Raw genomic sequence first — 25,972 nt, 5'->3', positions numbered from 1 at the left:
TGGCCTGGACTCCGAGCCTTAGAACGTCGCGAAGCACCACTCGAAGCTGAAGTCGGCCGCTTCGATGTCGATCGTCGGAGTGGCGGTCACACGAGCGCACGTCTGCCCGCTGCGCAGCTTCTCGATGACCTTGCCAGTCCCTGGAGCAAAGAAGTACTCACCGAGTTGGGTCGTGCCGGCGTCGAGCTGTCCAGCGGGAATGGTCGTCCCGTTGATGACGAGTGTCGGCCTCCAGCCGGGGTCGAGACGAGCACCGATCGGGCTCTGGTGTGGCACTTGAGCGCCGGGCACCGGCGTCACTGTCTGCAGGCCGCTCGGATATGGCGGAGCAGACTCGCCTCCGCGAGTCAGCCACACCGCTAGCACGACGCCCGCCGCAGCGGCGAGCACGCCAAACGTGATGGCCGTGGAGACACCTTTGCGCAACGCCCAGGGAACGGGCGGATCGTCGCCGTTGAGATTGCCCTCGGATCTCGCGCGCCTCATGCGAGATGTCCGGCGGCGGTCGCACCGCCGAGCACCTCGTCACCTTCGTAGAAGACGACAGCTTGTCCGGCAGCGACGCGGCGCTGAGGTTCGATCCAGTGCAACTGACCCTCAGCATCGAGGCTCGCTGGCAGCGCGTGCCCGTGCGCGCTGGTCTGGGCGAGTACGTCGCCGGCAACGGACCTGTTGGCCCAGCGATGGTCGACCAGCTGGACACCCCGTGCTGCCAGATCATCGACCCCGCCGACGGTGACACGACGGGTTCCGATGTCTACTTCGATGGCGTATCGACGCTGCGGCGCGCCGCCGAGATCGAGACCCTTGCGCTGGCCGACCGTAACCAACTCCACCGCCGGAGCGGTGCCGATGCGCCGGCCCGACGCGTCGACCAGTTCCGCAGAGTGCAGGTCGATGCGTTCAGCCAGGAAGCGTTCCCTGCCCGCGGTCTCGGTGATGAAGCAGACGTCCTGGCTCTCGGCCTTTTGGGCCGTGCGCAGTCCGAGTTCGGATGCAATTGCCCGCAGCTCGTCCTTGCGGTAGTCGCCGACGGGGAACCACACGTCCGCCAGATCTGACGCCGAGAGCATGTACAGGACGTAGGACTGGTCTTTCGCGCTATCGGTACCGCGCTGCAGCGCCAACCCGCCGCTTCGGGAGCTGATGCGCACGTGATGTCCGGTGACCAAGCGGTCGAAGCCCAAGCGACGGGCTCGGTCCAACAGCACATCGAACTTGACATGCCGGTTGCAGGCGATACACGGGTTTGGAGTGAGACCTCTGCGGTGTGCATCCACGTACGTCTCGACGACATCGCGCTCGAATTCGGCCGCGTAGTTGAAGACGAAGTGGTCGATGCCCAACTGCTGGCACACCCTGCGGGCATCGTCCACGTCTGACACCGCGCAGCAGCCTCGATCTTGGGGCCCTCCCCACAGCTTCAGCGTGACGCCGACCACTTCATGGCCCTTGCGCAGGCACAGCTCGGCAGCGACGGAGCTGTCGACGCCGCCCGACATCGCGACGAGTACCTTGCTTTTTGTCGCTGCTCCATGCAGCTGTGTCTTGGCAGCTGCTCCACGCAGCTGTGTCATCGCAGCTGCTCCACGCAGCCGGGAATCGCTTCGACGGCCCGCTCGATCTCCCACGGTTCGGTGCGCCAGCCCAGCGACAGGCGCAGCGAGCCAGCTGCGACTTGACGGTCGACGCCCATGGCGGCAAGCACATGGCTGGGCTCCATGGCACCCGATGCACATGAGGCCGCTGCGGAGGCCATCACGTCATATCGATCGAGCAGCACCAGCAACGCCTCGGTCTCGATGCCTTCGAGGAGCAACTGGCAGATGCCCGCGGCGCGGCGAGACCGCGTGACGGTCTCGACGCATCCGTCGATTGCTGTGAGCAGTCCGTCGGCCAACTGATCTGCCATCGCGCCTATGCGGCAGATGTCGGCATCGCGCGTCTCGGTCAGCTCTGCAAGCGCTGCGCCGAGCGCGGCGATGCCAGCGGTGTTGTGCGTGCCGCTGCGCCGGTCCGCCTCCTGTCCGCCGCCGAGCAGCTGCGCCGACAGCGGCACCTCGGGCCGGATGCCCAAGAGGCCGACGCCTTTGGGGCCGCCGAACTTGTGAGCGCTCAACGACAGCAGGTCTGCGGGGCGCGCCGCTGCGGCGATGTCAATCCAGTTGACGCCCTGCACGGCATCGGTGTGCAGCAGCGCCTCGGGGGCGTGCGCACGCACCACCTCGGCGACCGCATCGAGGTCGGCAACGACGCCTGACTCGTTGTTGACGAGCATCACCGAGACCAACCCGACCGGCGGACCCGCATCGGGAGCCAGCTGTGATGCCAAATGTTCGAGATCGACCGCGCCGCCGGAATCGACTCGCACCTTCCGTCCGCCGACCGCTTCAACCGGATGCAGCACTGCGTGGTGTTCGGTCGCCGGGCACAGTGCGGTCGTTCGGGTCGCAGCCGTGACGCCGCGCACTGCGAGATTGTCGGCCTCGGTCCCGCCACTGGTGAACACGATGCCGTGCGGGTCGAAGTCGAGCGCGTGGGCCGCAATCTCGCGGGCGTCGTCGATCGCCAACCTTGACCTGCGCGCCATGCGGTGAGCTCCCGACGGATTGGCGAACTGGGTTTCAAAGAACGGCGTCATGGCCTCGACGGCACACGGCCGCATCGGCGTCGACGCAGCACAGTCGAGATAGGCGGGCCGATCAGCGGTCCGAATCCCGTCGACGTTCACATCGTGAGGTTACGGGTGCTGCCCAAGGCCGTCCGCCGGCGGGCGCAGATGTGCCACTCCGAGCACTCATTCATGGCTTTGGCCTAATCGACACGAAGGGACAAACGAATGGTTTTGGGGCCGTTTGCGCGACCACCTGCGTGCGGAGCCGGGAGACAATGCATGTGGGGACAACCGCAACCGACCTCTTCAGCCGGAGTAAGGAATTTCATGGACATCACCTCACTGGTGAGTCGGACGTCCCCATCGCCGACAGCCGGAAGCGTCACGTGAGTCCCCCGTCGGCGACACGTCCGAATACCAACGCTGTCGGTCGACCGACCATGCGCCAGTTGGAGTATCTAGCGGCACTCGACACGCACGGGCACATCGGACGCGCGGCAGCGGCCTGCTACGTCTCCCAGCCCACGCTGAGTACGCAGATCCGGCAGCTCGAACGCCATCTCGGCGTCGCGATCACCGAACGGGTCGGCCGCGGCATCGTCGTGACTCCTATAGGTCGCGAGCTGGCGGACCGTGCCCGGACCGTCCTGCGCGATACCGACGAGCTCCTCGAATGGGGCCGCAGCAGCACTGACGAACTCATCGGCCCCTTGAGAATCGCCGCGATCCCGACGGCAGCGCCGTACCTGCTGGCGCGAATCCTGCCCATCGTCCGCGAGCGACACCCTGACGTGCAGATACATCTCGACGAGCTCAAGACACTTGCGCTGGTCGACGTGTTGACCACGGCCCAGCTCGATCTTGGGCTGCTGGCATTGCCGATTCCGTCCGGGGACATCGAACATCTCGTGTTGCTCGAAGATCCCTTCCTGCTGGCAATGGAGCCCCGGCATCGCTTGGCGCGCCGACCCGCTGTGACGTCGGACGAACTCGCTGATGAGACGGTGCTGCTGCTCGAAAATGGCCACTGTCTGCGTGGTCAAGCGCTCGAGATCTGCCGCGACGCTGGCGCCCGTGAGGTCGGCAAGGGCGGTACCAGCCTGACGACGATCTGCCAGATGGTTGCGGCCGGCATGGGTGTGACGCTGCTGCCCAGGAGCGCCGCCCCCATCGAGGCGCGACGGGGTGCAGGAATCGTTGTCCGCCCGTTCAGCGACGCAATCCCGAGCCGCCAGCTGGCACTCGCTTGGCGTGGTCGGTCGCCCGCCGCGCCGTTGTACCGCGATCTGGCTGTCCTGATTGCGGAACGGCTGGCGGATCTGAACAACACCTCGCCGCCGGCTGCAGCGAGCCAGGAACCTGGAGATGCGCCAGACGCGGAATGACAGCGGCCGATTGCGGTGCCACACTCTCTGAGCGTTCGCACTCGCTGGCCTTGGTCCCCTGCCGGGCTACGAGACCCATTGGGTGCGACGCATTTGCGACGGGCAACGACAGGGCAGCCGGCGACATGGGCATCGAGGTCAAGATCGACATTCCCGCATCGCAACAAGAGGTCTGGGATTTCGCGGCGGACCTTGCTCGCAATGTGGAGTGGATGGTTGACGCCGAGTTGATCACCTTCACCTCCGATCAGACCGAAGGTGTCGGCACGACGTTCGACTGCGTGACCAGGCTCGGCCCGCTGCAGACAACGGATCGCATCGAAGTCGTCGAGTGGGACCCGCCGCGAACGCTCGGCGTCGAGCACCACGGAGCCGTGCGTGGCACTGGCCGCTTCACGCTCACGCCGATTGATGAAGGCACACGCTTCACTTGGAACGAGGAACTCATGCTGCCGTGGTACTTCGGCGCGCGATTCGGGCAGCAGCCCGCCTCGTTGGTGCTCGAGCGCATGTGGCGGAAGAATCTGCGCACGCTGCGGGCCCGGATTCTCGAACGGCAGCAAGGACCGACCGGCCATGAGCCTGGACCGCTGCTCGGGATGGGACGCGACTCCGAAGTGCGTGCCTACGGCCCGCACATCATTCGTGTCAGCCTCCGCGGGCGAGATCTGAGCCACGAAGCCGAAGCGATGCGCCACGTGCGGACGTACGGCTTTCCTGCGCCCAAAGTGATCTCGGTGCCCGACGATCACTCGGTGGTGATGGAGCGCCTCTCCGGACCCACCATGCTCGACGACTTAGCGGCAAAGCCGTGGCTGCTGTCGCGACACGCGAAGGGTTTGGCGAGACTGCACCGACGACTCGGCGAGGTACCGGCGCCCGGCGATTGGGTCAAGGTCTCAGGCGGCAGCTCGGTCGTCCATCTCGACCTGCAGCCCGACAACGTGAAGCTCACCCCCGGCGGCCCCGTCGTCATCGACTGGTCGAACGCAGCCGCCGGCGACTGCGGATTCGACGCTGCCTCCACCTACGTGCGGCTGCGCACCGGCTCGCCCGACAACCACGCCGCCGCCCGTGCGGTCATCAACGCATTCCGCACCCGCTTCGCGCGCGCCTTCCTCAAGGCGTTCGGCGCCGACGAGATTCTCTCGCGCCTGCGCGCCGCGGCCGACCTGCGGCTGCTCGACCGCAACCTGCACCCGAACGAGCGCGAGGCGGTCTTCGCGCTCGCCCGCGGCGAACTCGACTGAGTCCCGCAGCGCTAGGGCGTCCACAAGATCAACTCTGGCGACTCAGCGAGCCTGGCTGAGAAGGACTTCGGCAGCGGCGTAGGGATCCAGCTCTCTCCGAGCAAGACGCTCGCGGAGCTGTTCTGCGGCAGGACCATCGGTCAGCGCCTTAACACGCTCAGCGATGCTGGCCCGCAAGACCTCATCGAGCTCGGTCTCCACACGAGCCGCTCGGCGCGCCTCCAGTTCCCCCGAAGCCGTGCAGTGATCGCGGTGCGCGCAGATGGCGTCCCACAGCTCGGCCGCGCCTTCGCCGGTGGTGCCAACCGAGGTGAGAATCGGCGGGTCCCAGTCACCCGGCGCAGAGAGGTCCAGCATCTGGCGGATGTCCCTGCTCGTTTCCGACGTGCCGGGCCAGTCGGCCTTGTTCACAACAAAGATGTCGGCGATCTCCATCAGACCCGCCTTGTTGGCCTGCACCGAATCGCCCCAACCCGGATTCACGACCACGACCGTGGTATCGGCGGCGCCGACGATCTCGGTCTCGACCTGTCCCACGCCGACTGTCTCGATGACCACCCACGGCCAGCCCAGCGCATCCAGCACCCGCGCCGCGAGCGGCGTCGCCAGCGTGAGACCGCCGAGATGGCCCCGGGTGGCCATCGAGCGGATGTAGACGCCCTCGTCGAAGGTGTGGTCGGACATGCGCACCCTGTCGCCGAGGATCGCCCCACCGCTGAACGGCGACGACGGATCGATGGCGAGCACGGCAAGCCGCTCCCCGCGCTCGCGGGCCACGCCGGCCACTGCCGAGTTGAGGGTGGACTTCCCGGACCCAGGGGCACCCGTCATTCCGACCGTGTGAGCGTTGCCTGACTGGGCGAACGTCAGCGCTCCCAGCTCCCGTGCCTGCGGACCCCCGCGCTCGACGTGCGACATGATCCGCGCCAGGGCGCGCCGGTGCCCCGTGCGAGCAGCCTCAAGCAGGCTCGCCACATCGGCAGTCAGGGAACCTTCGGTGGGCGTCATCGGCGCGCCGACGGTAGCGATGCGCACCGAAGGTGGCACGCTCTAGCGGCGTGTGATGGTCGCGCCAATGCCGGCGAGCTTGCTGACGAGATCCTCGTAGCCACGATCGATGTGCGTGGCGCCTGCCACTTCGGTCTCGCCTTCGGCTGCGAGGCCGGCCACCACCAGTGCCGCGCCAGCTCGGATGTCATGGGCGCGTACCGGCGCTCCCGAGAGGCGTTCGGTGCCGCGCACTACGGCATGATGGCCCTCTGTGCGGATGTCGGCACCCATGCGCCGCAACTCATCGATGTAGCGGAACCGCCCGGTGAAGATGTTCTCGGTGACGATCCCGACGCCGGACGCCGTCGTGAGCATCGAGACGAGGAACGGCTTGTAGTCGGTCGCCAGGCCCGGATACGGCAGCGTGGAGACGTCCGCGGCCGAGAGCCGACCGGTCGCGGTCGCCCTCACCCCCGCCGCGTCGGAAACGATGCGCACCTCCATCTCGGTGAGCTTGCGAATCAGCATCGTCATGTGGTCAGCCACCGCGTCACGCAGGAACACCGACCCACCGCACATGCCGACCGCCGCAAGGAATGTGGCTGCCTCAATGCGGTCGGGAATCACCCGGTAGCCGTCGGTGGATCTGGCGGGCGCCAAGCGTTCCACCCCGTCGACCGCGAGGCGATCCCCTGCCCAGCCCACCTGCGCTCCCATCTGGTTGAGGAAGTTCACGAGGTCGCCGATCTCTGGTTCGCGGGCCGGGTTGTGAATGAGCGTGCGGCCCTTGGCTCGCACCGCAGCCATCAGCACGTTCTCGGTCGCGCCCACCGAGGGATACTCCAGCACGACTTCTGTCCCGGTGAGCACCTCCGCGATGCCCGAGATGTCGCCGTGGGCGGTGCTGAACACTGCCCCGAGGCTCTCCAACGCCCTCAGGTGCATGTCGATCGGGCGCGGTCCGAAGTCGTCCCCGCCCGGCAGCGCCACACGGGCCTTGCCGAATCGCGCCAGCAGCGGGCCGAGCACCACGATGGAGGCTCGCATGCGCTCGACAAGGTGGTACGGCGCCGCTGTGTCCAACTCCTCCGGCACGTCAATGACGAGCCGGTGATCGGCACGCGTCACCGTCACACCCATCGCTTCGAGCAGCTCGCACATGAGCGTCACGTCGGAAATGTCGGGCACGTTGGCCAGCACGTGTCGGCCTTCGGCCAGCAGGCACGCTGCCATCAGCTTGAGCACGCTGTTCTTGGCGCCGCCGATGTGGACCTCGCCTTCGAGGGCACTGCTGCGCTGAGCCACGATCGTGTCAAGCTCGCCCGAATCCGGCTCGTTCATCGCCCTACCGATACCACTGCCGGGCACCCATGCGGTGCCGCGGGGCCAGTGCAGTATGTACCGGCTCAGAGTGCAGCTGTGCTAGGCCCCCAGCGTGACCCGGCAGGTACGTACCTTCGTTGCCGACTCCGACGAGGTAGCTGAACTGCTGCGCCCGCGAGACGACATCGTGCTCGAGGCCCCCGGCCCCGCCGTTGACGGCACACGCACCTTCGATCTCGCAGAGGGTCCCTTCGAGGGTTATGCCCGCTCGGTGCGCGTGACCCCCATGGAAGGCACAGCGCGCCACCAAGTGACCGAGACGCTGGAGTGGCAACTGGCGGTGCCGTGGTTCGGACCGGCCATCAACGTTGCTGTCCGGCGCGCCATGCGCACCTCGCGAACAGGCGACGGCAAACAGCCGGTGTGGGCACCGCCGCAACGCCTCACCCCACGCTCGGCAACCATCATGGCCATGCTCGCCGCCGCGGCGATGCTGAGCGGCTACCTCGCCAACGCTCCATCGGAACTCCACACCTACGCAGCGGACGAATTCGGGGCCGATCAATCCGCCCAGGGAACGCTGGGGGCAGTGGTGCGCATCGGAACGCTGCTCGCCATCGGTGTGTCGGTGCTTGCGGATCGCTACGGGCGGCGGCGCATCGTGGCCGGCGCCATGCTCGTCGGCATCTCGAGCGCGGCGCTGGCGGCGCTGGCGCCCTCTATGGCATGGCTCGGCGCGTTCTGGCTCATCGGTCGCACCGCCAACGCGGCACTCGGCGCCACGATCGTCGTGATGGCGCTCGAGGAGATCCCAGCGGGCTGCCGAGCGTGGTGCTTGTCAGTGCTGGCGATGGCGGCTGCGCTGGGCGCCGGCGTGGTCGTCTGGCTGCAACCCCTGTCCGACCTGGCCCCGTGGGCGTGGCGACTGCTGTTCAGCGTTCCGCTCTTCGCACTGTTCGCCGCTCGTCCGCTGCTGCGCAGGCTGCCCGAGAGCCGTCGCTTCGAACGACGCGGCCGTGGAGTGAGGCTGAGCGGGTACTGGCGTCCGATCGCGCTCCTTGGCGCCATCTACCTGGCATTCGGCCTGTTCCTGGGGCCCATCGACTGGTTCCGCAACGAATACCTGCGTGACGAGCACGGCTTCAGCGCAACGTTGGTGTCGCTGTTCGTGCTGGGCACGGCGACGCCTGCGGGTCTCGCCGTGTATGCGGCGGGCCGGTTGGCGGACTCCCGGGGCCGGCGCGTCATCCTGGCCATTGCTTCGGTGGCGGGCCTGGGCTCCCTCGTGGTGATGTTCAACGTGTCCGGGGCGGCGCTGTGGTTGCTGGGCCTCGTCGGGGCGATGCTGTCGGCAGGATTGCTGCCTTCGCTCGGTGTGTACCGCGGCGAGCTGTTCCCGACCGCCGTGCGGGCACGCGCTGCGACACTGACCGGTGCCATGGGTGTCGGCGGCGCGGCCGCCGGCGTGCTCATCGCTGGGCGTCTACGTACGGCGTGGGGCAGCTTCGGCGAGGTCATCGCGCTGCTGTGGGTCGGGCCGCTTGTCGCAGCAGCCATCGCCGTGCTGTGGCTGGTCGAACGCAGCGGCCACGAACTCGAGGAACTGCACCCGGCCGACGCTGCTGCGGACTCCGAAGGGCTGCGGCCCCCTGCGCCGCCCCCAGCAGCGATGTGACAGGTCGGTACACGACCAGTCCTGACCGGGTCAAGATGAGACTGCGATGAGCGACGCTCGAGGACTGCTGCTGACACCGGGTGCCGGCGGTGGCGCGGACCACCGCACGCTCGTTGACATCGAGACAGCCTTGACCGACCGGATGCCGGTGAGGCGACACGACTTCGCCTACCGGCGGGCCGGTCGGCGAGCACCGCCCCGCGCGGAGAACGTCGTCGATGAACTGCTGGAGGACCTGCGGAAGATCGCGGCCGAACTCGGCGTGCCGCCAGCAGGCATGTTCCTCGGCGGCAGATCCTTCGGCGGCCGTGTCTGCTCCATGGCAGTCGCTGCCGGCGCTCCCGCAGCTGGTCTCGTGCTCCTCAGCTACCCGTTGCATCCACCCGAGCGACCCGAGCGTCTGCGCAGCGCTCACTTCGGCCAGATCACGGTGCCGTGCTTGTTCATCTCAGGCACGCGTGATCCGTTCGCGACGCCAGACGAGCTGCGCGAGCACACGAGCGCTCTCGCAGGTCCGGTCACACTCCGCTTCATCGACGGCGCTCGACACGATCCCAACACCATCGCTGCACGCCGCGCCGTCGTCGAACACGTCGAGAACTGGCTGGACGGGCTCGAGGGCTGAGCTGTCGCCAGCCTCAGCCGTCGATCCGCTTCACGATCATCTTGGCAATCTCCAGGCTGGAGGTGGCGGCGGGACTCGGGGCGTTCAGCACATGGGTGCTACGCCCAGCGGTCGCTACAGCGAAGTCGTCCTCGAGCTCACCGCCGGGATCCATGGCCTGGGCACGCACGCCAGCGGCCGAGCGGATCAAATCGGACGACTCGATGTCGGGCACCAGCCGCTGCAGCGCCCGGGTGAACGCTGTTTTGTTCAGCGACCGCCACACCTCCCCCGCGCCCGTGCGCCAATAGCGCCGAGCAAGACGCCACAGGCCGCGGTTGGTGACGTGCTCGCGCAGCTGGACCCCGCTGATGTCGCTCCAGCGGTAGCCCTCACGGGACAACGCAAGCACGGCGTTGGGGCCGGCGTGGATAGTGCCGTCGATCATGCGGGTGAAGTGCACCCCGAGGAACGGAAAGCTCGGGTCAGGCACGGGATAGATGAGGTTGTTGACGAGATGCGAGCGCTCGGGCACCAGTTCGTAGTACTCGCCGCGGAACGGGACGATCCGGTAACCGCCCCTTGCACCCACCAGCGCTGCCACCTGATCGCAGCGCAGCCCCGCGCAGTTCACCAGGCTCTTCGCCACCAGCTTGCCAGTCGTCGTGGTGACCCGCACGCCGTCGGCGCCCTCGCTGAGCCCGACCACCGCCGTACCCGTGCGCAGCTCGCCGCCCGCGGCTTCGATCTCGCCGATCAACGCGTCGCACACTGCGCCGAAGTCGACAATCCCAGTGCCTCGAATCAGCAGCGCCTCCACCCCAGCGCAATACGGCTCCAGCTCAGCCAAGCGCCGAGCGTCAATGAGCTCGGCGGGAACGCCATTGCTCACGGCCCGCTCGGCGAGCGCAGCGAGCCGCTCTAGCTCGGAGCTGTCAACTGCCACGATGACTTTGCCGCACACTTCGTGAGCGATGCCCCGCTGTCGGGCGAACTCGACCATCGAACTGCGGCCGGCGACCGCCAACTCCGCCTTGGCTGAACCGGGCCGGTAATACACACCCGAGTGCAGTACGCCGGAGTTCCGGCCCGTCTGGTGCATCGCCGGCCGGTCTTCGGCTTCCAGGATCACCACGCGGCGACCGGGATGATCTGCCAGATAGCGGTGCGCGGTCGCCAGCCCGATGATCCCCGCCCCCACCACGGCGAGATCCGCGCGGGCTGACGGGGACCGGGCGCTAGTCATCGAAGCGAAGCTAGCGGGCCAATCGAAAGGACTACGGTCTGCCGCCGAGTTGATTGCGCGGCGGTCTACGGTCTGCCGCCGAGTTGATTACGCGGCGGTCTACGGCCCGCCGCCGTGGGTTCGATACGGCGGCAGCACTATGGTCGGCTGCAATGAATGACAATCGCAGATCGTTCGGCGATCGAGGCCGCGACGACCGTCCGGATCTCGCCCGCCAGACTCCGGACCGTAACCTGGCGCTGGAATTGGTTCGCACCACAGAAGCAGCGGCCATGTCCGCCTCTCGCTGGATGGGTCGCGGCGACAAGGACGGTGCCGACGGCGCCGCCGTCGACGCGATGCGAGTGGTGCTGAGCACTGTGCCCATGGACGGCATCGTGATCATCGGCGAGGGCGAGAAAGACGAAGCGCCGATGCTGTTCAACGGCGAGCTCATCGGCGACGGCACCGGCGCACTCACCGATGTAGCGGTGGACCCGATCGACGGCACCACGCTGACCTCGCTCGGCCGGGGGAACGCCATCTCGGTCATCGCGGTCTCGCCGCGAGGCACCATGCTGGATCCCGGCCCGTGCGTGTACATGGAGAAGATCGCTGTTGGTCCCGACGCCAAGGGGGTAGTGGACTTGAACCGCTCGCCGTCGGAGAACCTCCGGGCGATCGCTGAAGTCACCGGACAAGGCCTGCGAGACCTGACCGCGGTCGTACTGGACCGCGACCGCCACGGTGAGCTGATCCGGGAGATCCGAGAGACCGGCGCCCGCATCCGGCTCATTCCCGACGGCGATGTCGCCGGGGCCATTTCCGCGGCGGCCAGCGATACCACTGACGTGCTCTTCGGCATCGGCGGCACGCCCGAGGGCATTATCTCCGCGGCGGCGCTCAAGTGCCTCGGCGGCGAGTTGCAGGGTCGCCTGTGGCCGCGCAACGACCACGAACGGCGAGCGGCCGTAGAGGCCGGTTTCGACCTCGAGCGCGTACTGCACATCGACGATCTGGTGCAGTCCGACGATGTCTTCTTCGCCGCCACGGGCATCACCGACGGAGAGTTGCTGCGGGGTGTCAAGTTCACCGCGCAGCGTGCCACCACCGACTCGCTGGTGATGCGCTCGCGCAGCGGCACAGTGCGGCGCATCGAAGCCACCCACGACATCGACAAGCTCAGCGCCTACGCGGCTGTGGACTTCACCTGAGCCATGCCTGACTCCCGAACCGATATCGCGCCCCAGACGGAGCCAGCGCTCGACGACCTTGAAAAAGGCACGGTCGCCCGCATCGACTTCGGCAAGGTTGCTCAGATCGGCCGCGACAGCCACCAGGTCGTGCCGGTCGTACTGCAGGACGTCGACACCGGCGACGTGCTGTTCATCGGCTACGCCAACGACGAGGCGTTGCGACTGACCCTCGAGCGACGCAGTGCCGTGCTGTACTCCACCTCGCGCAACGAGATCTGGCACAAGGGCGCCACCTCGGGCGACACCCTCTCACTCGTCGACGTGCGTGTGAACTGCGAGCAGAACTCGTTGCTGTACCGGGTGCGGCGCGACGCAGGCGGAGCGTGTCACACCCGCGACGCCAGTGGTTCAGCCCGTCCAGGCTGCTACTACCGCGCTCTGGACGACTCGAGCCAGCTGCGCCACCTCAACAGCTGAATTGTCTCGACAGCTGAATCAGCACTGCTACTCGTCGAAGTTCTCGGGCATCAGCACGAACTCCGGGTAAGCCTCGATGCCGAGCTCCCCGGAGTCCTGACCCAATTGCTCGACGGTGCGCGAGACCCGCAGGCCCATCGCGAGATCCATGAGCTTCCAGACGATGAAGGAGGCGATGAACACGAACGCTCCTACCGAGACCAGGCCGGCAATGGCTCCGTTGAGACCCGCGAAGAGGTCAACCCTTCCCAGTACTGACCGGGAGACCGCAAGCGCCGCCACTACGCCCGCTGCGGCCGCGAGGTTCCTGTTGACGAGCACGTTGCTCATGGCGACGGCGTCGAAGACGCTGCCGAGCGCAAGCTGGGATCCGCCGTTGAAGCCGAACCAGCCGAACCACAGGATGAACACGCCAAGCGTCACGATGAGCACATTCGACGGCGGCGTGGGCCTCACCGTGCCGTCGGAGCGGAACTTGCCGAGTCGGGGACCAACCACCAGCACGCCGGCCAGCGCTGCCCACCCGCCGGTGCTGTGCACGATCGTCGAGCCCGCAAAGTCCTGAACGCCCTGCTGGGCCAGCCAGCCGCCGCCATCCACATGATCAGCGATCCCCAGACGAGGAACATGAACGTGTTGAACACGAACTGATCAGGCAGTTCGATCATGACGAGTCCTCTCAGTGCAGCAGCAGGACTCTCAGATGTTCGCAGACGCCCGGATCACCCCGCGACGACGAGACTTGCTCAAGCGGCTCCGGCGACCGCGATGCGTGTCTCGGCCCAAGCGAGCGCAGCCTTGGCTTCGTCGTCGTCTGCGTCTGCCGCAAGTGCAGCCTGGGCGGCTTGGAGGTCTGCCTGAGTGGCTGCCACGTCGATCTCGTCGGCTGCGAAGGCAGCATCGCTGAGGATGGTGACGACGTTGTTGCTGACTTCCACGAAGCCACGGTTCAGGGCCAGCGTCACGATGCCATCGGAGGCCCACAGCTGGGTCTGCCCGATGTCGAGCGCGCCGATGAACGCAGCATGGTGGTCCAAGAACGCGATGTCGCCGTCGACTGTGCGAGTCACTACCTGACTGCACTCGCCGCTGAACAGCACCGCTTCGGGCGAGACGAGTTCAACCTGCATTTGGCTCAACCTGCATCCCGTGTGACTCCCTGTGCCGCTCTGCCGCTGCCGTCGATACCCGAGTCCGCTGCGTGCGCAGGCAGCCCTCAGGCCCCGCCCTGGGCCAGGTCTCGTGCCTTGGCCATTGCGGCCTCGGCGTTGCCGACATTGAGGAACGCCTGCTCGGGCAGATCGTCGAGATCGCCGTTGCACAGCATTTCGAACGACTCGATGGTCTCCGAGACTGGCACGAAGACGCCCGGCAGGCCGGTGAAGACCTCGGCCACGAAGAACGGCTGGCTCAAGAAGCGCTGGATCTTGCGGGCACGATTGACGGTGATGCGGTCCTCCTCGGACAGCTCGTCGAGACCCAGGATGGCGATGATGTCCTGCAGCTCCTTGTAGCGCTGCAGGATCTCCTGCGTGCGCCGCGCCACGGCGTAGTGCCGGTCGCCCACCACCTCGGGGCTGAGGATGGTGGAGGTCGACGCCAGCGGGTCCACCGCCGGGTAGATGCCCAGCGAGGCAATCTGCCGGCTCAGCTCGGTCGTTGCGTCGAGGTGGGTGAAGGTGGTGAACGGCGCCGGGTCGGTGTAGTCGTCCGCCGGCACGTACACGGCCTGCAGCGACGTGATCGAGTGGCCCGACGTCGAAGTGATGCGCTCCTGCAACTGGCCCATCTCGTCAGCCAGGTTGGGCTGGTAGCCCACCGCTGACGGCATACGGCCCAGCAGCGTGGACACCTCCGAGCCGGCCTGCACGAATCGGAAGATGTTGTCAATGAACAGCAGCACTTCCTGACCCTGTACGTCGCGGAAGTACTCCGCCATCGTCAGCGCCGACAGCGCAACACGCAGCCGCACACCAGGCGGCTCGTCCATCTGGCCGAAGACCAGTGCTGTCTTTTCGAGCACACCGGACTCTTCCATCTCCAGATAGAGGTCGGTGCCCTCACGGGTGCGCTCTCCGACTCCAGCAAAGACCGACACACCGCCGTGCTGGGAGGCGACACGGTTGATCATCTCGGTGATGAGCACCGTCTTGCCCACGCCGGCACCGCCGAAGAGGCCGATCTTGCCGCCCTCCACGTAGGGCTCGAGCAGATCGATGACCTTGATGCCGGACTCGAACATCGTCGCTCTCGGTTCGAGCGTGTCGAAGGCCGGCGCCGGACGGTGGATCTCCCACAGATCCGCGATGCCTTCGGTCAAATCGGCACCGTCAAGCGGCTGACCGAGCACATTGAAGATGTGGCCGAGCACGCCGTCGCCCACCGGTACGGCGATGCCCCGGCCGGTGTTTGTCACCGTCATGCCGCGGGTCAGTCCGTCGGTGGCCTTCATCGAGACAATGCGAACGCGGTTGTCGCCAATCTGCTGGGCGACCTCGCCAGTGATGGTGACGGGTGCGCCTTCCAGCTCGACATGCATCTCGACGGCGGTGTTGATCTCGGGGAGCGCCCCCGACGGGAACTCCGCATCGATGACCGGCCCGGCGATGGCCACGACGCGTCCACCGGCGTGATCGCCAGTTTCTGCGCCAGTTCTCTCTTCGGTCATCGTCATCGCTGTCTCTCCTCGGAGGCGGGGTTCGGTCTGGTTACTCGCGTGCGCGGAACAGGTTTGCAGTACGAGCTTCGATGGTGTCTGAGAGCAAGTCGACTTCGCCGCCGGCCGTCTGGGACAGTGCCTCGGCGCCGCCGACGATCTCCATGATCTCGGTGGTGATGGCGTCCTGGCGGGCACGGTTCATGACGCGCGTCAGGTTGGTCTTCAGGTCCTCAGCATTGTCGGTGGCCGCCTTCATGGCTCGCTGGCGGGCCGCATGTTCCGAAGCCGAGGCTTCAAGCAGAGCCGAGTACAGCCGGGCCTCGGCGTAGCGCGGCAGCAGACGCTCGAGGATGGCGGCGGGCTCGGGCTCGAACTCATAGCCGCCCGAAGGACCACCGGCCGACCCGTCCGCATCCGCGTCACCGCTGCCGAAGTCGCCGGAGTCCAGTGGCATGAACGGCACGATCGCCACTTCCTGGACGCCCATGGAGTGGAACTGGGTGTAGGCCAGCTTCACCTGGCCGCACTCGCCTCTCTCGAACAGCGCCGTGGCCGCCTCAGCAATCCGCTGGGCATCGGAGTAGCTCGGCTGGTCGCTGAAGCCTTCGAAGCCGGCAGCGATGCGGCAGTCCCGGAATCGGAAGTAGCCCTGGGCCTTGCGGCCCGACAGCACCAGTTCGTAGCCACGGCCCGTAGCGGCGTCAGCCGCGATTGCACGCTCGGTGGCTCGCAGGACGTTGTTGTTGTAGCCGCCGCACAGGCCACGATCCGCAGCGATGACCACGTAGGCCACCTTGGCGACGTCGACCGGCTCGCGCAAAAGCGGGTGATCGGCCTCGCCGCCCGCGGACGCCAGGTTGGCAATGACCGCGGTTACCTTCTCGCTGTAGGGCCGTGCTGCGCGTACTCGGGTCTGCGCCCGCACGATGCGTGATGCCGCGATCAGCTCCATGGCGCGCGTGATCTTCTTCGTGGCCTCGATCGACTTGATGCGACGCCGAAGAATGCGCTCCTGACCGCTTGCCATAGAGGATCAGCTCTCCACGGCGTCGGCAGTGTCTTCGCTGCCAGCGGCGTCCGACGTCACGAACTGGGCGCCGAATGCCTCCACAGCCGCTTGAAGCGCCGCCTCGTCAAGCGCGCCGGTTGAACGGATGTCCTCCATCAGGGCGCTGTGGCGGGTGCTCATGTACGCCAGCAGCTCGGTCTCGTAGCGGTTCACGTCCTCAACCGGGATGCCGTCCACGTAGCCGTTGGTGCCCGCGTAGATGACCACCACTTGCTCGGAGACAGGCATGGGCGAGTTGAGCCCTTGCTTGAGCAGCTCGACGAGTCGGTAGCCACGGCCCAGCTGGGCGGCAGACACGGCGTCGAGCTCGGAGCCGAATGTGGCGAATGCTTCGAGGTCGCGGAACTGAGCCAAGTCGATCTTGAGGGTGCCAGCCACGCTCTTCATGGCCTTGGTCTGCGCAGCAGAGCCCACGCGCGACACCGAGATGCCCACGTCCACCGCGGGGCGAACTCCGGACTTGAACAGGTCGTCCTGGAGGTAGATCTGGCCGTCCGTGATGGAGATCACGTTGGTCGGGATGTACGCCGAGACGTCCCCGGCCTTCGTCTCGATGATCGGCAGCGCTGTCAGTGAGCCGGCACCGTTGACGTCGGACAGCTTGGCGGCACGCTCGAGCAGCCGGCTGTGCAGGTAGAACACATCGCCCGGGTAAGCCTCGCGTCCCGGCGGACGGCGCAACAGCAGCGACATCTGGCGGTACGCCTCGGCCTGCTTGGAGAGGTCGTCATAGACGATCAGTGCGTGGTCGCCGCTCTCCATCCAATGCTGGCCCATCGCGCAGCCGGCATAGGGAGCCAGGTACTTGAACGGCGCAGCATCTCCAGCAGGCGCGGAGACCACGACCGTGTACTCCATGGCGCCGCGCTCCCGCAGCGTGTTGACCACCTGCGCAACCGTCGAACCCTTCTGCCCGATCGCCACGTAGATGCACTTCACGCCGAGGCCCGCCTGGTTGAGGATCGTGTCGACGGCAATCGACGTCTTGCCGGTCTTGCGGTCACCGATGATGAGCTCGCGCTGGCCTCGCCCGACCGGAGTCATCGAGTCGATGGCCTTGATACCGGTCTGCAGCGGCTCGTGCACCGGCTTGCGACCCATCACGCCAGGTGCCTGGATCTCCATGCGGCGCTCGATAGCGCCGGTGATCTCGCCTCGCCCGTCGATCGGCTCTCCCAGCGCGTTGACGACGCGGCCCAGCACTGCGTCGCCGACCGGCACCGACAGGATGCGGCCAGTTGCCTTCACGGCCTGGCCCTCTTCGATCGACTCGACGCTGCCGAGCACGACCGCGCCAATGGAATTCTCGTCGAGGTTCAGTGCAAGACCCACGTCTCCGCTGGAGAACTCCAGGATCTCGTTCACCGAGCAGCCCGGCAGCCCTGAGACGCGGGCGATGCCATCGCCCACCTCGAGGATGCGCCCGACAGTGCCAGACTCGATCGACGGGTCGAAACCTTCGAGGTTCCGGCGAATTGCCGAGGTGATATCGCCCGTATCAATGGACAACGGGTTGATGGAAAGGTCGGTCACGACAGGCGCTCCTTCATCTTGTCGAGCCGAGTGCGAACTGAGCCATCGAAGACGGTGTCGCCGATCTGGGCCGACAGGCCTCCGATGATCTCGTGGTCCACTACGACATGAACGGTCACATTGCGGCCGCTGGCCCGGGTGAGCGCTTCGGCAACCCGGGCGATCTGGGAATCGGTGAGTGCGACGGCCGAGCGGACTTCGGCCACCGCTTCTCCTCGCGTGGCAGCCGCCAGCGTGAGGGCTTCGTCCGCGATCGCATCGATTTCGCCGCCGCGGCCGGCACCGACCAGCATCGTCACCACGTTGAGGGTGACTGGCGACGCCTGCGCAGCCAGCAGGTCCTCGATGATGCCGATGCGACGCGAGGCCGGGACCGTGAGGTCGGTCAGCACGCGGCGCAGTTCCTCGTTCTCCGCGGCGGCCCGACCGACTGCGGACAGTTCCTCGGTCACGCGGTCGAGCACGTCCTCGGCCTGCGCGATCGCCACAACTGCGCTGGCGTACCCCTCGGTTCGCTCGCTCATTGGTCGATCCTGGTCATCTGCTCATCTCCTGTCCCGAGCCGCACCGGTCGCCGGCCCCGATCAGGGGGCGGCAACGGGCGTGACGCAGGACGTTCAGTTCCCCACCCGTGCGATGTAGTCATCGATCAGCTGGGCGTGGACCGCCTCGTCGATGCTGGCGCGCACCACCTGCTCGGCGGCGCCCACGGCGATCGACGTGATGTCGGCCCGAACCTCGGCCATGGCCCGTGCTCGAGCCGCTTCGATGTCGGCTTCGGCCTGGGCACGGCGCTCGGCGATCTCAGGTTCGATCGCGGCGAGCCGTTCCTGGCGCACTGCCTCGGCAGCTGCCCGTGCTTCTTCGATGATGCGTGCCGCTTCGGCGTTGGCCTCAGCCAGACGGGAGTCATAGGACGCACGCAGCTCTTCGGCCTCGGCCTTGGCGCTCGCGGCCGCGTCCAGGTCGCCCTGGATGCGCTCGGTGCGAGCCTCCATTGCCCGGCGGATGGGCGGCAGTGCCAGCTTCCACATCACGATGAGCAGGATGAGGAATGCCGCCGAGCCCCAGATGACCTCATTCCACTCGGGAATGATCGGGTTGGAGGTGGCCTCGCCCTCGGTCGCCGCGAGCAGGCCGGATGCCATATTGCTCAGAGTGGCGCTCATGTGTGCCTCCTACGTGAAGTTGAGGAGGATGAACACCACGAAACCGATGAGGGCCAAGGCCTCGGTGAACGCGATGCCCAGGAACATGGTCGTACGGACCATGCCCGCCGACTCGGGTTGGCGCGCCATCGCGGTGATGGCGTTGCCGACGACGAGGCCGATGCCGACGCCCGGGCCGATGGCCGCGAGGCCGTAGCCGAGGCCGGCGCCGAGCGCCTTGAGGCCGTCGAGTGCGTTGTCCGCTTGTGCGAGCAATTCCATTACTCGTTTCTCCTGTGTTGTACGGGTTCTTGGGGCAGGGGCCGCAGCGCTGAGGCACGGTGAGGCTGGTGGTCGGTCGGGCTGGATCGTTTGGGCTGGGGGCTGGGCCTAGTGCTCGGGGTGCAGGGCACCGCCGATGTACACGGCGGTGAGGATGGTGAAGATGAATGCCTGCAGGAATGCGACGAGGATCTCGAACCCAGTCAGGCCAATGAGCACCACGAATGGCGCCCAGACGATGGCTGCCAATGGACTCGTGTCCCACAGCGCAGCAGTGAGCACGCCGAACGTCACGAGCAGCAAGTGCCCGGCGAGCATGTTCGCGAAGAGCCGCACCGCCAGTGAGAAGGGTCGCACGATGAACGTCGAGACGAACTCGATGAGGGCCACCAGCGGCAGCAGAGCCTTCGGCACGCCTGGCGGGATCACCACGTTCTTGAGGTAACCGAACAGTCCATGGTTCTTGATTCCGACGGCGTTGAACACCACCCAGACAAGCACTGCGAGGACAACGGGCATTGCCATGCGGGCGTTGGCCGGGAAGTGGATGAACGGGAACACCTCGGTGATGTTCGAGAAGAGGATGAAGAAGAACAGCGTCAGCAGGAACGGCAGATAGCGCAGACCGTCGGGCCCGATGGTCTGCATGATGATGTTCTCGCGGATGAACGTCACCGACGTCTCCGCCACCGTCTGGATGCCGCTGGGTGCCGTGATGACTTCCGTCCGCTCGTAACGACGCTTGGCCATCATGAAGATCGCGACCGGGGCCACCAGAGCGAAGATGTAGATGATGCCGACCTTGTTCAGCGCGAAGATCGAGTTGTCATCGAGACCCGGCAGGATGTTCGGCCACTCCAAGAGGTGCCCGATGTCAGGGAAGGTCAGCGCTAGCAGGTTCACTTCTGCTCCTTGCCGGGACGTTGAAGATCAAGGCCTGGGGCTGCGAGCCGCAGGGAAACATATCGGATCTCCCACGCGAGCAGACCGAGGTGACTCGCCCCGATGGTGATCGCGATAGGCACAGGCTCAAAAAAGCCGAGCGGGCTGACCGCGAGCACGATGCCGGCGAGCGCCGCGAGACGCACGATGAAGCCGCCCAACGTCACCCCCATGAGTGCGACCGGCGACGTGCGAGCGCCCCACGCCATCAGCGCAGCGGCAGCCGCAAGATTGCCGATGACCAGCGCATAACCCAGCGCTGACGAGAGCGCTCCGCCCATGCCCCAGATGAACCCGCTGACGACGACCCAGGCGGGAATCACCCACAGGCTCCGGCGCGCCATGTCGAACGCGATGTCGCGCTCAGGGGAGCGGTCGTCGCTGGCGGGATAGGCGCCGTTGCCGGTCTCGGCTCGCTCGTCGGACGTCGCCGGTGTCATGGCTGCGGTGGCGTCGAGTCGGTGTCGGACTCAAGCGACACGCCAGTCGGCAACGATGTCGGCTCGTCGAAGCCGGTTGCGCGATCGATACCCCGCTGCTTGGAGGGACGGTTCGAGGCCAGCTCCTCTTCATGGAGCTGCATGCGCTCGGCATAGCGATACCACTCGACCAGCAGCTTCACGATGAACGCCACCACGCCGAAGCTCAGCGCGAGCCACGGTCCGGTATCCCACCAGCGGTCCAGTCCAAACCCTGCCGCCGCGAAAATGGCCGGCGTCACGACGATCTCGATGGCCTTGGCCAGACCGTCCTCACTGCCGGTGCCGTTGCGACGATCCCGCTGCTCGTCGCGCGCGTTGTCCGATCGCATGGTCCGGATGTCTCCGATGCCGCAGGGAGTGTCGACGCGCACCCCGATCAGCCGCTAATTCCGCACGAATTCCGGGGGCGAGCGCTGGCTAAGCCGCCCGCAATCTACGCCCTAAATCCAGCCCCCGCACACGCTCGACCGCACCGGCAGAGCAGCACCGTGTCGCCAGTGACTTCAGGGCTTCGTCCGGCCGAGTTAAGAGTGCCCGGCACTCGCTGGAGCCGACGCAAATCGCGTTCGGTCTTGACTCGTTCCCTTGTTTCCCGTCTCGACCCGAGCCCACGCTTCTTGATCGCTGCCCGTTCGATTGGCCACCACACCAAGATGACGACGCCGGCGGCGACACCCGCCCACAGGCTGACTTGCCATCGACCGACTCCCGTTGAATCCAGAAGCGGCCGCAATACCCGACCATAAAGCAGCGAAAAAGCGATACAGAAGGGCAAGATGGTCCGAAACCGCGGTGGTCGCAACCACCAAGGAATCGGTGGCGCTGCCGCGGCTTCGTCACCTCGTGCAGTTCGGCGCACGGGATCGCGATCGTCGGAATTGCTTGTCATGGCTGACGCACGGTTCGCTTCCCCGGCTTCGTGGCTTCAGTCGCCGCTGCCGCCGAGGGCGAAGGGTCGGACTCAGCAAACGCCCTGCGCTTAGACGATGTCGACAGCCCGTACTTCTTCTTGAGCCAGCGATCCAATAGGAACACGCAGACGAGCACGATTGGCAATACAGCGATCAGAAGCAGCGTGAACTGACCGCCACTCATGCCGAGACTGTCGCTGATTGCCGGCCCGATCGGACGCCACACGAGCGAGACGACGATGCAGTAGGCGAACAGACTCCGATATGACGGCGTCTTCATCCACCACGGTACGTCTCTCTGTCGAGAAGTCGTCTCGCGGTTTTCCGAGTCAGAATTCACGCGTTCATCCAAGGTCTGCGCATGAGTTTCGCGGATGCGCACCTGCCACTGCGTTGATCATAGTTTCTCAACTTGCTCATGAACCAGGACGGCCGAGCTGCAGCACCGAGAAGCTGCAGCCCGGCCACCCGAGTGCCTCAGCGGGCGAGCGATGTCAGCATTCGCCGACCCCGTTGGAACCGGCCCAGCCGCCATCGTCCGTGACCCGCTGGCTCTCCCACGGCTCGAAGCCGCCGACCCCTGCAGAGGCGATGACCCCGACCGTCCAATCGGCCTCAGCAAGACTGCCGCCCGTGACCCACGGGGGCTTCGGAATCCGGAAGCTGCGCACGTTCGTTGCGAGCCAATAGTCCCTTTCCTGGATCGAACCGCCCGAGTCCATGTGGACTGACCAGAACACCGTCCACCAGCGCAGGCGACTCGTCGACTGAGCAGACACCTCGCCCCACGTCACTTCAAGCCAGTCACCGTCAATACGGGCACACACTGGCGGCACCTCGGCGATGTGAGCTGATGGCGGTCCAGCTTCCGGTTCCGGATCTGAATCATCCGACCCGTCGTCGTGCACAAGACAACGCCCGATGTGTGCCCACGGCGCATAGATCCCGCCCATGGAAATCAACGTGAGGTCGTCGTCATCGATGACGCCGTCGCATTCACTCAAGCGCTGGACCAAGTAGTCCATGCAGTCGACGATCCAGCGTGAGACTTCTCCCGCAGCCTCACCGCACTTGATGAGAACGTACGTGCCCACTGCAAGTGCGACCGGTCCTGACAGGGAAGTGGCGCCCACGGTGCTGGCGGTGATGGCACCGCAAACGATCTCGAGGCCGACATGGATGCCGAATTCGGCGAATGCCTTGGGCGATGTATCTCCGTCAAGGACGTAGTGCCAGTAGGACTGGGCACCGTCTCCGCAGATCACGGCGAGGCCGTACTTGCCGAGCGCTTCGATGAGCTTCTGGCCGCGGAGGACGTTTGGCGTGGCATCTGAGTCGGCATCCCCGGCCAGCTGGCACAGAAATGTGACCTCGGTGCTGCCGACGACGTCTGCGACAGTCCGGCCGTCGATCTCAGTTTCGTTCGGGATATGGCTAGAGGCGTCGGCCTCCTCGGACTCCTCTTCACCTTCGGCGTCTGCGCCGGAGGGTTCGCCTTCGGTCCTGGGCTGACAGCTCCCACTGACGAAGGTGCCGCTCAGGCAATCTGTGTCGGATTCCTCTTCCTCCGCTTCCTCCGCGCCGTCTCCTTCACCTTCGGCAGGGGTCTGGCTGCCGCCAGTCTCGTCGCCTTCATCGTGTTCGGGCGGATCAGGCAAATCGTCCTGCTCGTCGTCAGTGCCCCCCGGATGACCCTCACCGGGCAGGGTGGTGTCGGGCGGATCAGGCAGGTCGTCTCGTTCGTTGTCGGTACCGCCGGGATGACCTGCACCGGGCGGGGTCTCGTCCGGCGGGTCGGGCAGGTCGTCTCGTTCGTTGGCGGTACCGCCGGGATGACCTTCTTCGGGTTGTGTTTGATCCTGCTCCGACTGATCCTGCTGTTCGCCCTGCTGCTGGCCGCCTAGGAGGGTGGTCGGCAATTGGGGTGTGGTGTGTGTTGTTTGTTGAGCGTGCGCGGTTGTCTGGTCGGTGGTTCGGGGTGGGTTGGGCGCGGGTGTTCTGCTTGATGATGCCCAGGCGCATCGTCGGTCGGCCAGTGGGGGCCGGGGTCGCCGGTCGGGGCGGGTGTTTTACCTGATGATGCCGAGGCGGCCGGCGCGGTCGAGGTTGAGGGCGGCGATTCGCAGGTCGAGCCACAGGTTGGCCTTGTCGAGGCCGCGCCAGGGGACGTTTTTGGTGCGGGACTTGATCTGAGCGATTTTGCGTTCGGCTTGGGTTCGCAGTCGGTATCGGCTGAGGAACTCCGGTGTCCATCGTTGCGCTCTTGCGGGGGCGAGGAGTTCTTCGTGGGGGTTGATCTCGACGATTCGGCCGCCGTCGCGTGTGGTGCATCGGGGCTTGAGCTCGCATGCTGCACAATCGGTTGCTGCGAACCGCGCCTGGCGCCGTTTGGCGCCGCGCGGCGGCGGGATGGGTGCGGTGTTCCCTTGCGGGCAGGTGACCGTCGCTGCTTCGAGGTCGATGTCGAAGTCGGCTTTGGTGAGCTTGTCGCCGCGGGCCGGGATCGGCTGGGCGGGGGCGACGAGGTGGATGCCTCGGTCGGCCATCGCTTGGCGGGTGGGCCCCGATCCGTAGTGGGTGTCGGCGATGATCTCGGCGACCGGGACCGGGTCGGCGTCGATGAGGTCTTCGATCACAGCGGCGTCGTGGGTGGTCGCGAGCGTCGCGGCCGCTGAGCAGACCAGGTCCGAGTCCACATCCGCGGACACGTGCAGCTTGTAGCCGTCGTAGCGGTCGGTGCGCGAACGGTGCCCGTGCCGAGCGTCGGGATCGACCGTGGAGATGACCCGGTCCGGGGCCACCCGTTGAGCTATCCGCGGGGTCTGGGCTCCGTCGTCGTCGGCGGCGATCTCGATGTCCTGGCCCGCCACGACCCTCAACAGCTCGACCGCCCCAGCCAGGCCCGGGTCCCCGAAACGGGCGCAGAACCCGATGACGGTCTCGGCGTCGCCGAACAGCTCCGCGACCAGAGCCGCCCGTGCTTGGGGGTCTGCCCACATGATCTGCGGCTTGGCCCCCCGGTCGTAGTCGTCACGCGACAACAGCCCCGCCAGCTCCGCCCCGGCATCGGCGTCGATCCCGCCCAGCACCCCGACGCACCTGCGGACCCCGGACCTGATGAGCGTGATCGTGTCCTGGGTCAGCACGCAGTCCGCCACACCGGTCGAGTCCATCGTGCGGCGATGGCCGATCACCCCGGCGCGCTTGGCAGCGATCTTGACACGATCCCCCAAAAAGGACTCCATCCCGGCGCGAACCAGACGCGCCCGGAACTCCACCAGCACCACATGAGCAATCCCCCGATGCTCCAGCGGCAAACCCAAAGCCGCTTTCCACGACATGTCGAACCGCGAACGCCGCTGCGCCTCACGGTCCGACACGCCATAGAACAACTGCAACAACAACAACGCCGCCACCACCGACGGCGGATGCGACGGCCGACCCCGGCCAGACGCATACAACGCATCAAAATCGGCATCACAGAACAGCTCGCCCCGAGCCTGCCCCAACGTCACCAAGAACCCCTCGGTGTCGAGCAGGCCGCCCACCAACACCCCGACATCGAAAATCGAACCCTGACCATCAGCCGAACCGCGCACCCCACCATCATCCGCGATCACGCCCCCCAACACGAGGACCCACCCCCGGACTTTCCGACCACCCTCCTAGGTCTGTTTGCGCGCGGCGTGCAATCGCATGGGTCCGGAGGTCTCCGATGCTGACGAGCGTGTGTTGACGCGCACCTCGATTAGCCACGAGTTCCGCACGAGATTCCGGGCCGAGCGCCAGCCAGGCCACCCGCAATCTACGGCCTCAGCCGGCACGTCGCCACGCCAAACGGCGCTCAGTTGCAACTGCATCGTGCCGTTGGCATCCCGAGAGGATGTCCCAGTCCTGCTAACGGTGCACCTGACGACTACCAACGTAGAGCCTGGCGAGCGGCTGCGATTCGTTCTTTGATCCCTCGCGGTGACGTGAGGCCGTACTTCTTCCTCAACTTGTGTTCGATTGGTAACCCGATCAACGCGACGACTCCCAGAATCACGAAGAACCAGATGTAGAACTGGCCTCTCGAGACTCCTTGCTCGCCCAAGTATGGAACGAGAACTCGTCGATAGAGCACGACGACCACGACGTAGATGGGCAACAGGGTACGAAATCGAGGAATCCCCATCCACCTCGGAATCGCCGGCTTTGCCTCGACATC

Annotated in this window: 26 protein-coding genes; 6 read left to right on the top strand and 20 right to left on the bottom strand. The window is 66.3% G+C overall.

Going from position 1 to position 25,972, the window contains the following annotated elements:
- Positions 1-18: 18 nt before the first annotated feature.
- The 3 genes from ACPXYO_RS10840 to ACPXYO_RS10830 are packed head-to-tail and all read right to left on the bottom strand — an operon-like array spanning position 19 to position 2,731.
- Entirely contained in the window at positions 19-486 is a 468-nt protein-coding gene (locus ACPXYO_RS10840; RefSeq protein ID WP_423920134.1) for a hypothetical protein, read from the bottom strand.
- Entirely contained in the window at positions 483-1,577 is a 1,095-nt protein-coding gene (mnmA, locus tag ACPXYO_RS10835; protein ID WP_423920131.1) for a tRNA 2-thiouridine(34) synthase MnmA, read from the bottom strand. Before mnmA ends, ACPXYO_RS10840 begins: the two co-directional genes overlap by 4 nt.
- Positions 1,574-2,731 (bottom strand): cysteine desulfurase family protein, encoded by a 1,158-nt coding sequence (locus tag ACPXYO_RS10830; protein WP_423920128.1) that lies wholly within the window; start codon positions 2,729-2,731, stop codon positions 1,574-1,576. The genes mnmA and ACPXYO_RS10830 overlap by 4 nt, the downstream gene beginning before the upstream one ends.
- Before the next feature lie 323 nt (positions 2,732-3,054).
- Between ACPXYO_RS10830 and ACPXYO_RS10825 the strand changes: the two genes are divergently transcribed.
- Positions 3,055-3,999, top strand: coding sequence for a LysR substrate-binding domain-containing protein (locus tag ACPXYO_RS10825; protein WP_423920125.1), 945 nt, complete (start codon positions 3,055-3,057; stop codon positions 3,997-3,999).
- A gap of 125 nt (positions 4,000-4,124) precedes the next feature.
- Positions 4,125-5,249: an SRPBCC family protein gene (locus ACPXYO_RS10820; RefSeq protein WP_423920122.1), complete on the top strand. Its 1,125-nt coding sequence runs from the start codon at positions 4,125-4,127 to the stop codon at positions 5,247-5,249.
- Positions 5,250-5,291: 42 nt separating this feature from the next.
- On the opposite strand, the gene meaB is transcribed toward ACPXYO_RS10820, so the two are convergent.
- A complete protein-coding gene (gene meaB / locus ACPXYO_RS10815) occupies positions 5,292-6,257 on the bottom strand; it encodes a methylmalonyl Co-A mutase-associated GTPase MeaB (protein WP_423920120.1) in 966 nt (321 codons plus the stop codon).
- Between the two features lie 42 nt (positions 6,258-6,299).
- Positions 6,300-7,580: a UDP-N-acetylglucosamine 1-carboxyvinyltransferase gene (gene murA / locus ACPXYO_RS10810; protein WP_423920117.1), complete on the bottom strand. Its 1,281-nt coding sequence runs from the start codon at positions 7,578-7,580 to the stop codon at positions 6,300-6,302.
- 94 nt (positions 7,581-7,674) lie between these two features.
- On the opposite strand from murA, the gene ACPXYO_RS10805 reads away from it, so the two are divergent.
- Both ACPXYO_RS10805 and ACPXYO_RS10800 read left to right on the top strand, forming a co-directional pair.
- Complete coding sequence (locus ACPXYO_RS10805; protein WP_423920114.1) at positions 7,675-9,237, top strand: MFS transporter; 1,563 nt, start codon at positions 7,675-7,677, stop codon at positions 9,235-9,237.
- A gap of 46 nt (positions 9,238-9,283) precedes the next feature.
- Positions 9,284-9,862: an alpha/beta family hydrolase gene (locus ACPXYO_RS10800; RefSeq protein ID WP_423920111.1), complete on the top strand. Its 579-nt coding sequence runs from the start codon at positions 9,284-9,286 to the stop codon at positions 9,860-9,862.
- A gap of 13 nt (positions 9,863-9,875) precedes the next feature.
- Here ACPXYO_RS10800 and lhgO read toward each other — a convergent pair whose 3' ends face one another.
- Positions 9,876-11,087 (bottom strand): L-2-hydroxyglutarate oxidase, encoded by a 1,212-nt coding sequence (gene lhgO, locus ACPXYO_RS10795; protein ID WP_423920108.1) that lies wholly within the window; start codon positions 11,085-11,087, stop codon positions 9,876-9,878.
- A 152-nt stretch (positions 11,088-11,239) separates the two neighbouring features.
- Between lhgO and glpX the strand changes: the two genes are divergently transcribed.
- The gene (gene glpX, locus ACPXYO_RS10790; RefSeq protein WP_423920105.1) at positions 11,240-12,280 is read left to right on the top strand and encodes a class II fructose-bisphosphatase; all 1,041 of its coding nucleotides are present in this window, start codon (positions 11,240-11,242) and stop codon (positions 12,278-12,280) included.
- Positions 12,281-12,283: 3 nt separating this feature from the next.
- Entirely contained in the window at positions 12,284-12,739 is a 456-nt protein-coding gene (locus ACPXYO_RS10785) for a phosphoribosyl-AMP cyclohydrolase (RefSeq protein WP_423920103.1), read from the top strand.
- Between the two features lie 27 nt (positions 12,740-12,766).
- Here the strand turns inward: ACPXYO_RS10785 and ACPXYO_RS10780 are convergent, their stop codons facing one another.
- The 14 genes from ACPXYO_RS10780 to ACPXYO_RS10715 form a co-directional block, all read right to left on the bottom strand.
- Positions 12,767-13,339 carry a hypothetical protein gene (locus ACPXYO_RS10780; RefSeq protein ID WP_423920101.1) on the bottom strand — a complete coding sequence of 191 codons (573 nt, stop codon included), beginning with the start codon at positions 13,337-13,339 and terminating at the stop codon, positions 12,767-12,769.
- A gap of 146 nt (positions 13,340-13,485) precedes the next feature.
- Positions 13,486-13,869, bottom strand: a complete 384-nt coding sequence (gene atpC / locus ACPXYO_RS10775) for an ATP synthase F1 subunit epsilon (protein ID WP_423920098.1) — start codon at positions 13,867-13,869, stop codon at positions 13,486-13,488.
- 86 nt (positions 13,870-13,955) lie between these two features.
- Complete coding sequence (gene atpD, locus ACPXYO_RS10770; RefSeq protein WP_423920095.1) at positions 13,956-15,413, bottom strand: F0F1 ATP synthase subunit beta; 1,458 nt, start codon at positions 15,411-15,413, stop codon at positions 13,956-13,958.
- A 34-nt stretch (positions 15,414-15,447) separates the two neighbouring features.
- On the bottom strand, positions 15,448-16,425 hold the full coding sequence (locus ACPXYO_RS10765; protein ID WP_423920092.1) for a F0F1 ATP synthase subunit gamma: 978 nt from the start codon (positions 16,423-16,425) through the stop codon (positions 15,448-15,450).
- A gap of 6 nt (positions 16,426-16,431) precedes the next feature.
- A complete protein-coding gene (gene atpA / locus ACPXYO_RS10760) occupies positions 16,432-18,000 on the bottom strand; it encodes a F0F1 ATP synthase subunit alpha (protein WP_423920089.1) in 1,569 nt (522 codons plus the stop codon).
- Positions 17,997-18,524 carry an ATP synthase F1 subunit delta gene (gene atpH, locus ACPXYO_RS10755; protein WP_420621500.1) on the bottom strand — a complete coding sequence of 176 codons (528 nt, stop codon included), beginning with the start codon at positions 18,522-18,524 and terminating at the stop codon, positions 17,997-17,999. Before atpH ends, atpA begins: the two co-directional genes overlap by 4 nt.
- A gap of 93 nt (positions 18,525-18,617) precedes the next feature.
- Positions 18,618-19,169: a F0F1 ATP synthase subunit B gene (atpF, locus tag ACPXYO_RS10750; RefSeq protein ID WP_423920085.1), complete on the bottom strand. Its 552-nt coding sequence runs from the start codon at positions 19,167-19,169 to the stop codon at positions 18,618-18,620.
- Positions 19,170-19,178: 9 nt separating this feature from the next.
- On the bottom strand, positions 19,179-19,430 hold the full coding sequence (atpE, locus tag ACPXYO_RS10745; protein WP_423920082.1) for an ATP synthase F0 subunit C: 252 nt from the start codon (positions 19,428-19,430) through the stop codon (positions 19,179-19,181).
- A gap of 108 nt (positions 19,431-19,538) precedes the next feature.
- Positions 19,539-20,333 carry a F0F1 ATP synthase subunit A gene (gene atpB, locus ACPXYO_RS10740; protein WP_423920080.1) on the bottom strand — a complete coding sequence of 265 codons (795 nt, stop codon included), beginning with the start codon at positions 20,331-20,333 and terminating at the stop codon, positions 19,539-19,541.
- Complete coding sequence (locus ACPXYO_RS10735) at positions 20,330-20,812, bottom strand: ATP synthase subunit I (RefSeq protein ID WP_423920077.1); 483 nt, start codon at positions 20,810-20,812, stop codon at positions 20,330-20,332. The genes atpB and ACPXYO_RS10735 overlap by 4 nt, the downstream gene beginning before the upstream one ends.
- Positions 20,809-21,183 (bottom strand): AtpZ/AtpI family protein, encoded by a 375-nt coding sequence (locus tag ACPXYO_RS10730; RefSeq protein WP_423920075.1) that lies wholly within the window; start codon positions 21,181-21,183, stop codon positions 20,809-20,811. Before ACPXYO_RS10730 ends, ACPXYO_RS10735 begins: the two co-directional genes overlap by 4 nt.
- Positions 21,184-21,739: 556 nt before the next feature.
- A complete protein-coding gene (locus ACPXYO_RS10725) occupies positions 21,740-22,147 on the bottom strand; it encodes a hypothetical protein (RefSeq protein WP_423920072.1) in 408 nt (135 codons plus the stop codon).
- 112 nt (positions 22,148-22,259) lie between these two features.
- Positions 22,260-23,684: a hypothetical protein gene (locus ACPXYO_RS10720; RefSeq protein ID WP_423920069.1), complete on the bottom strand. Its 1,425-nt coding sequence runs from the start codon at positions 23,682-23,684 to the stop codon at positions 22,260-22,262.
- 150 nt (positions 23,685-23,834) lie between these two features.
- Positions 23,835-25,385: a transposase gene (locus ACPXYO_RS10715; protein ID WP_423920066.1), complete on the bottom strand. Its 1,551-nt coding sequence runs from the start codon at positions 25,383-25,385 to the stop codon at positions 23,835-23,837.
- Positions 25,386-25,972 lie beyond the last annotated feature (587 nt).

Source organism: Candidatus Poriferisodalis sp. (genome assembly GCF_965237655.1).
Taxonomy (GTDB): Bacteria; Actinomycetota; Acidimicrobiia; order Acidimicrobiales; family Poriferisodalaceae; genus Poriferisodalis.
This window is presented reverse-complemented; position numbering and strand designations above follow the sequence as displayed.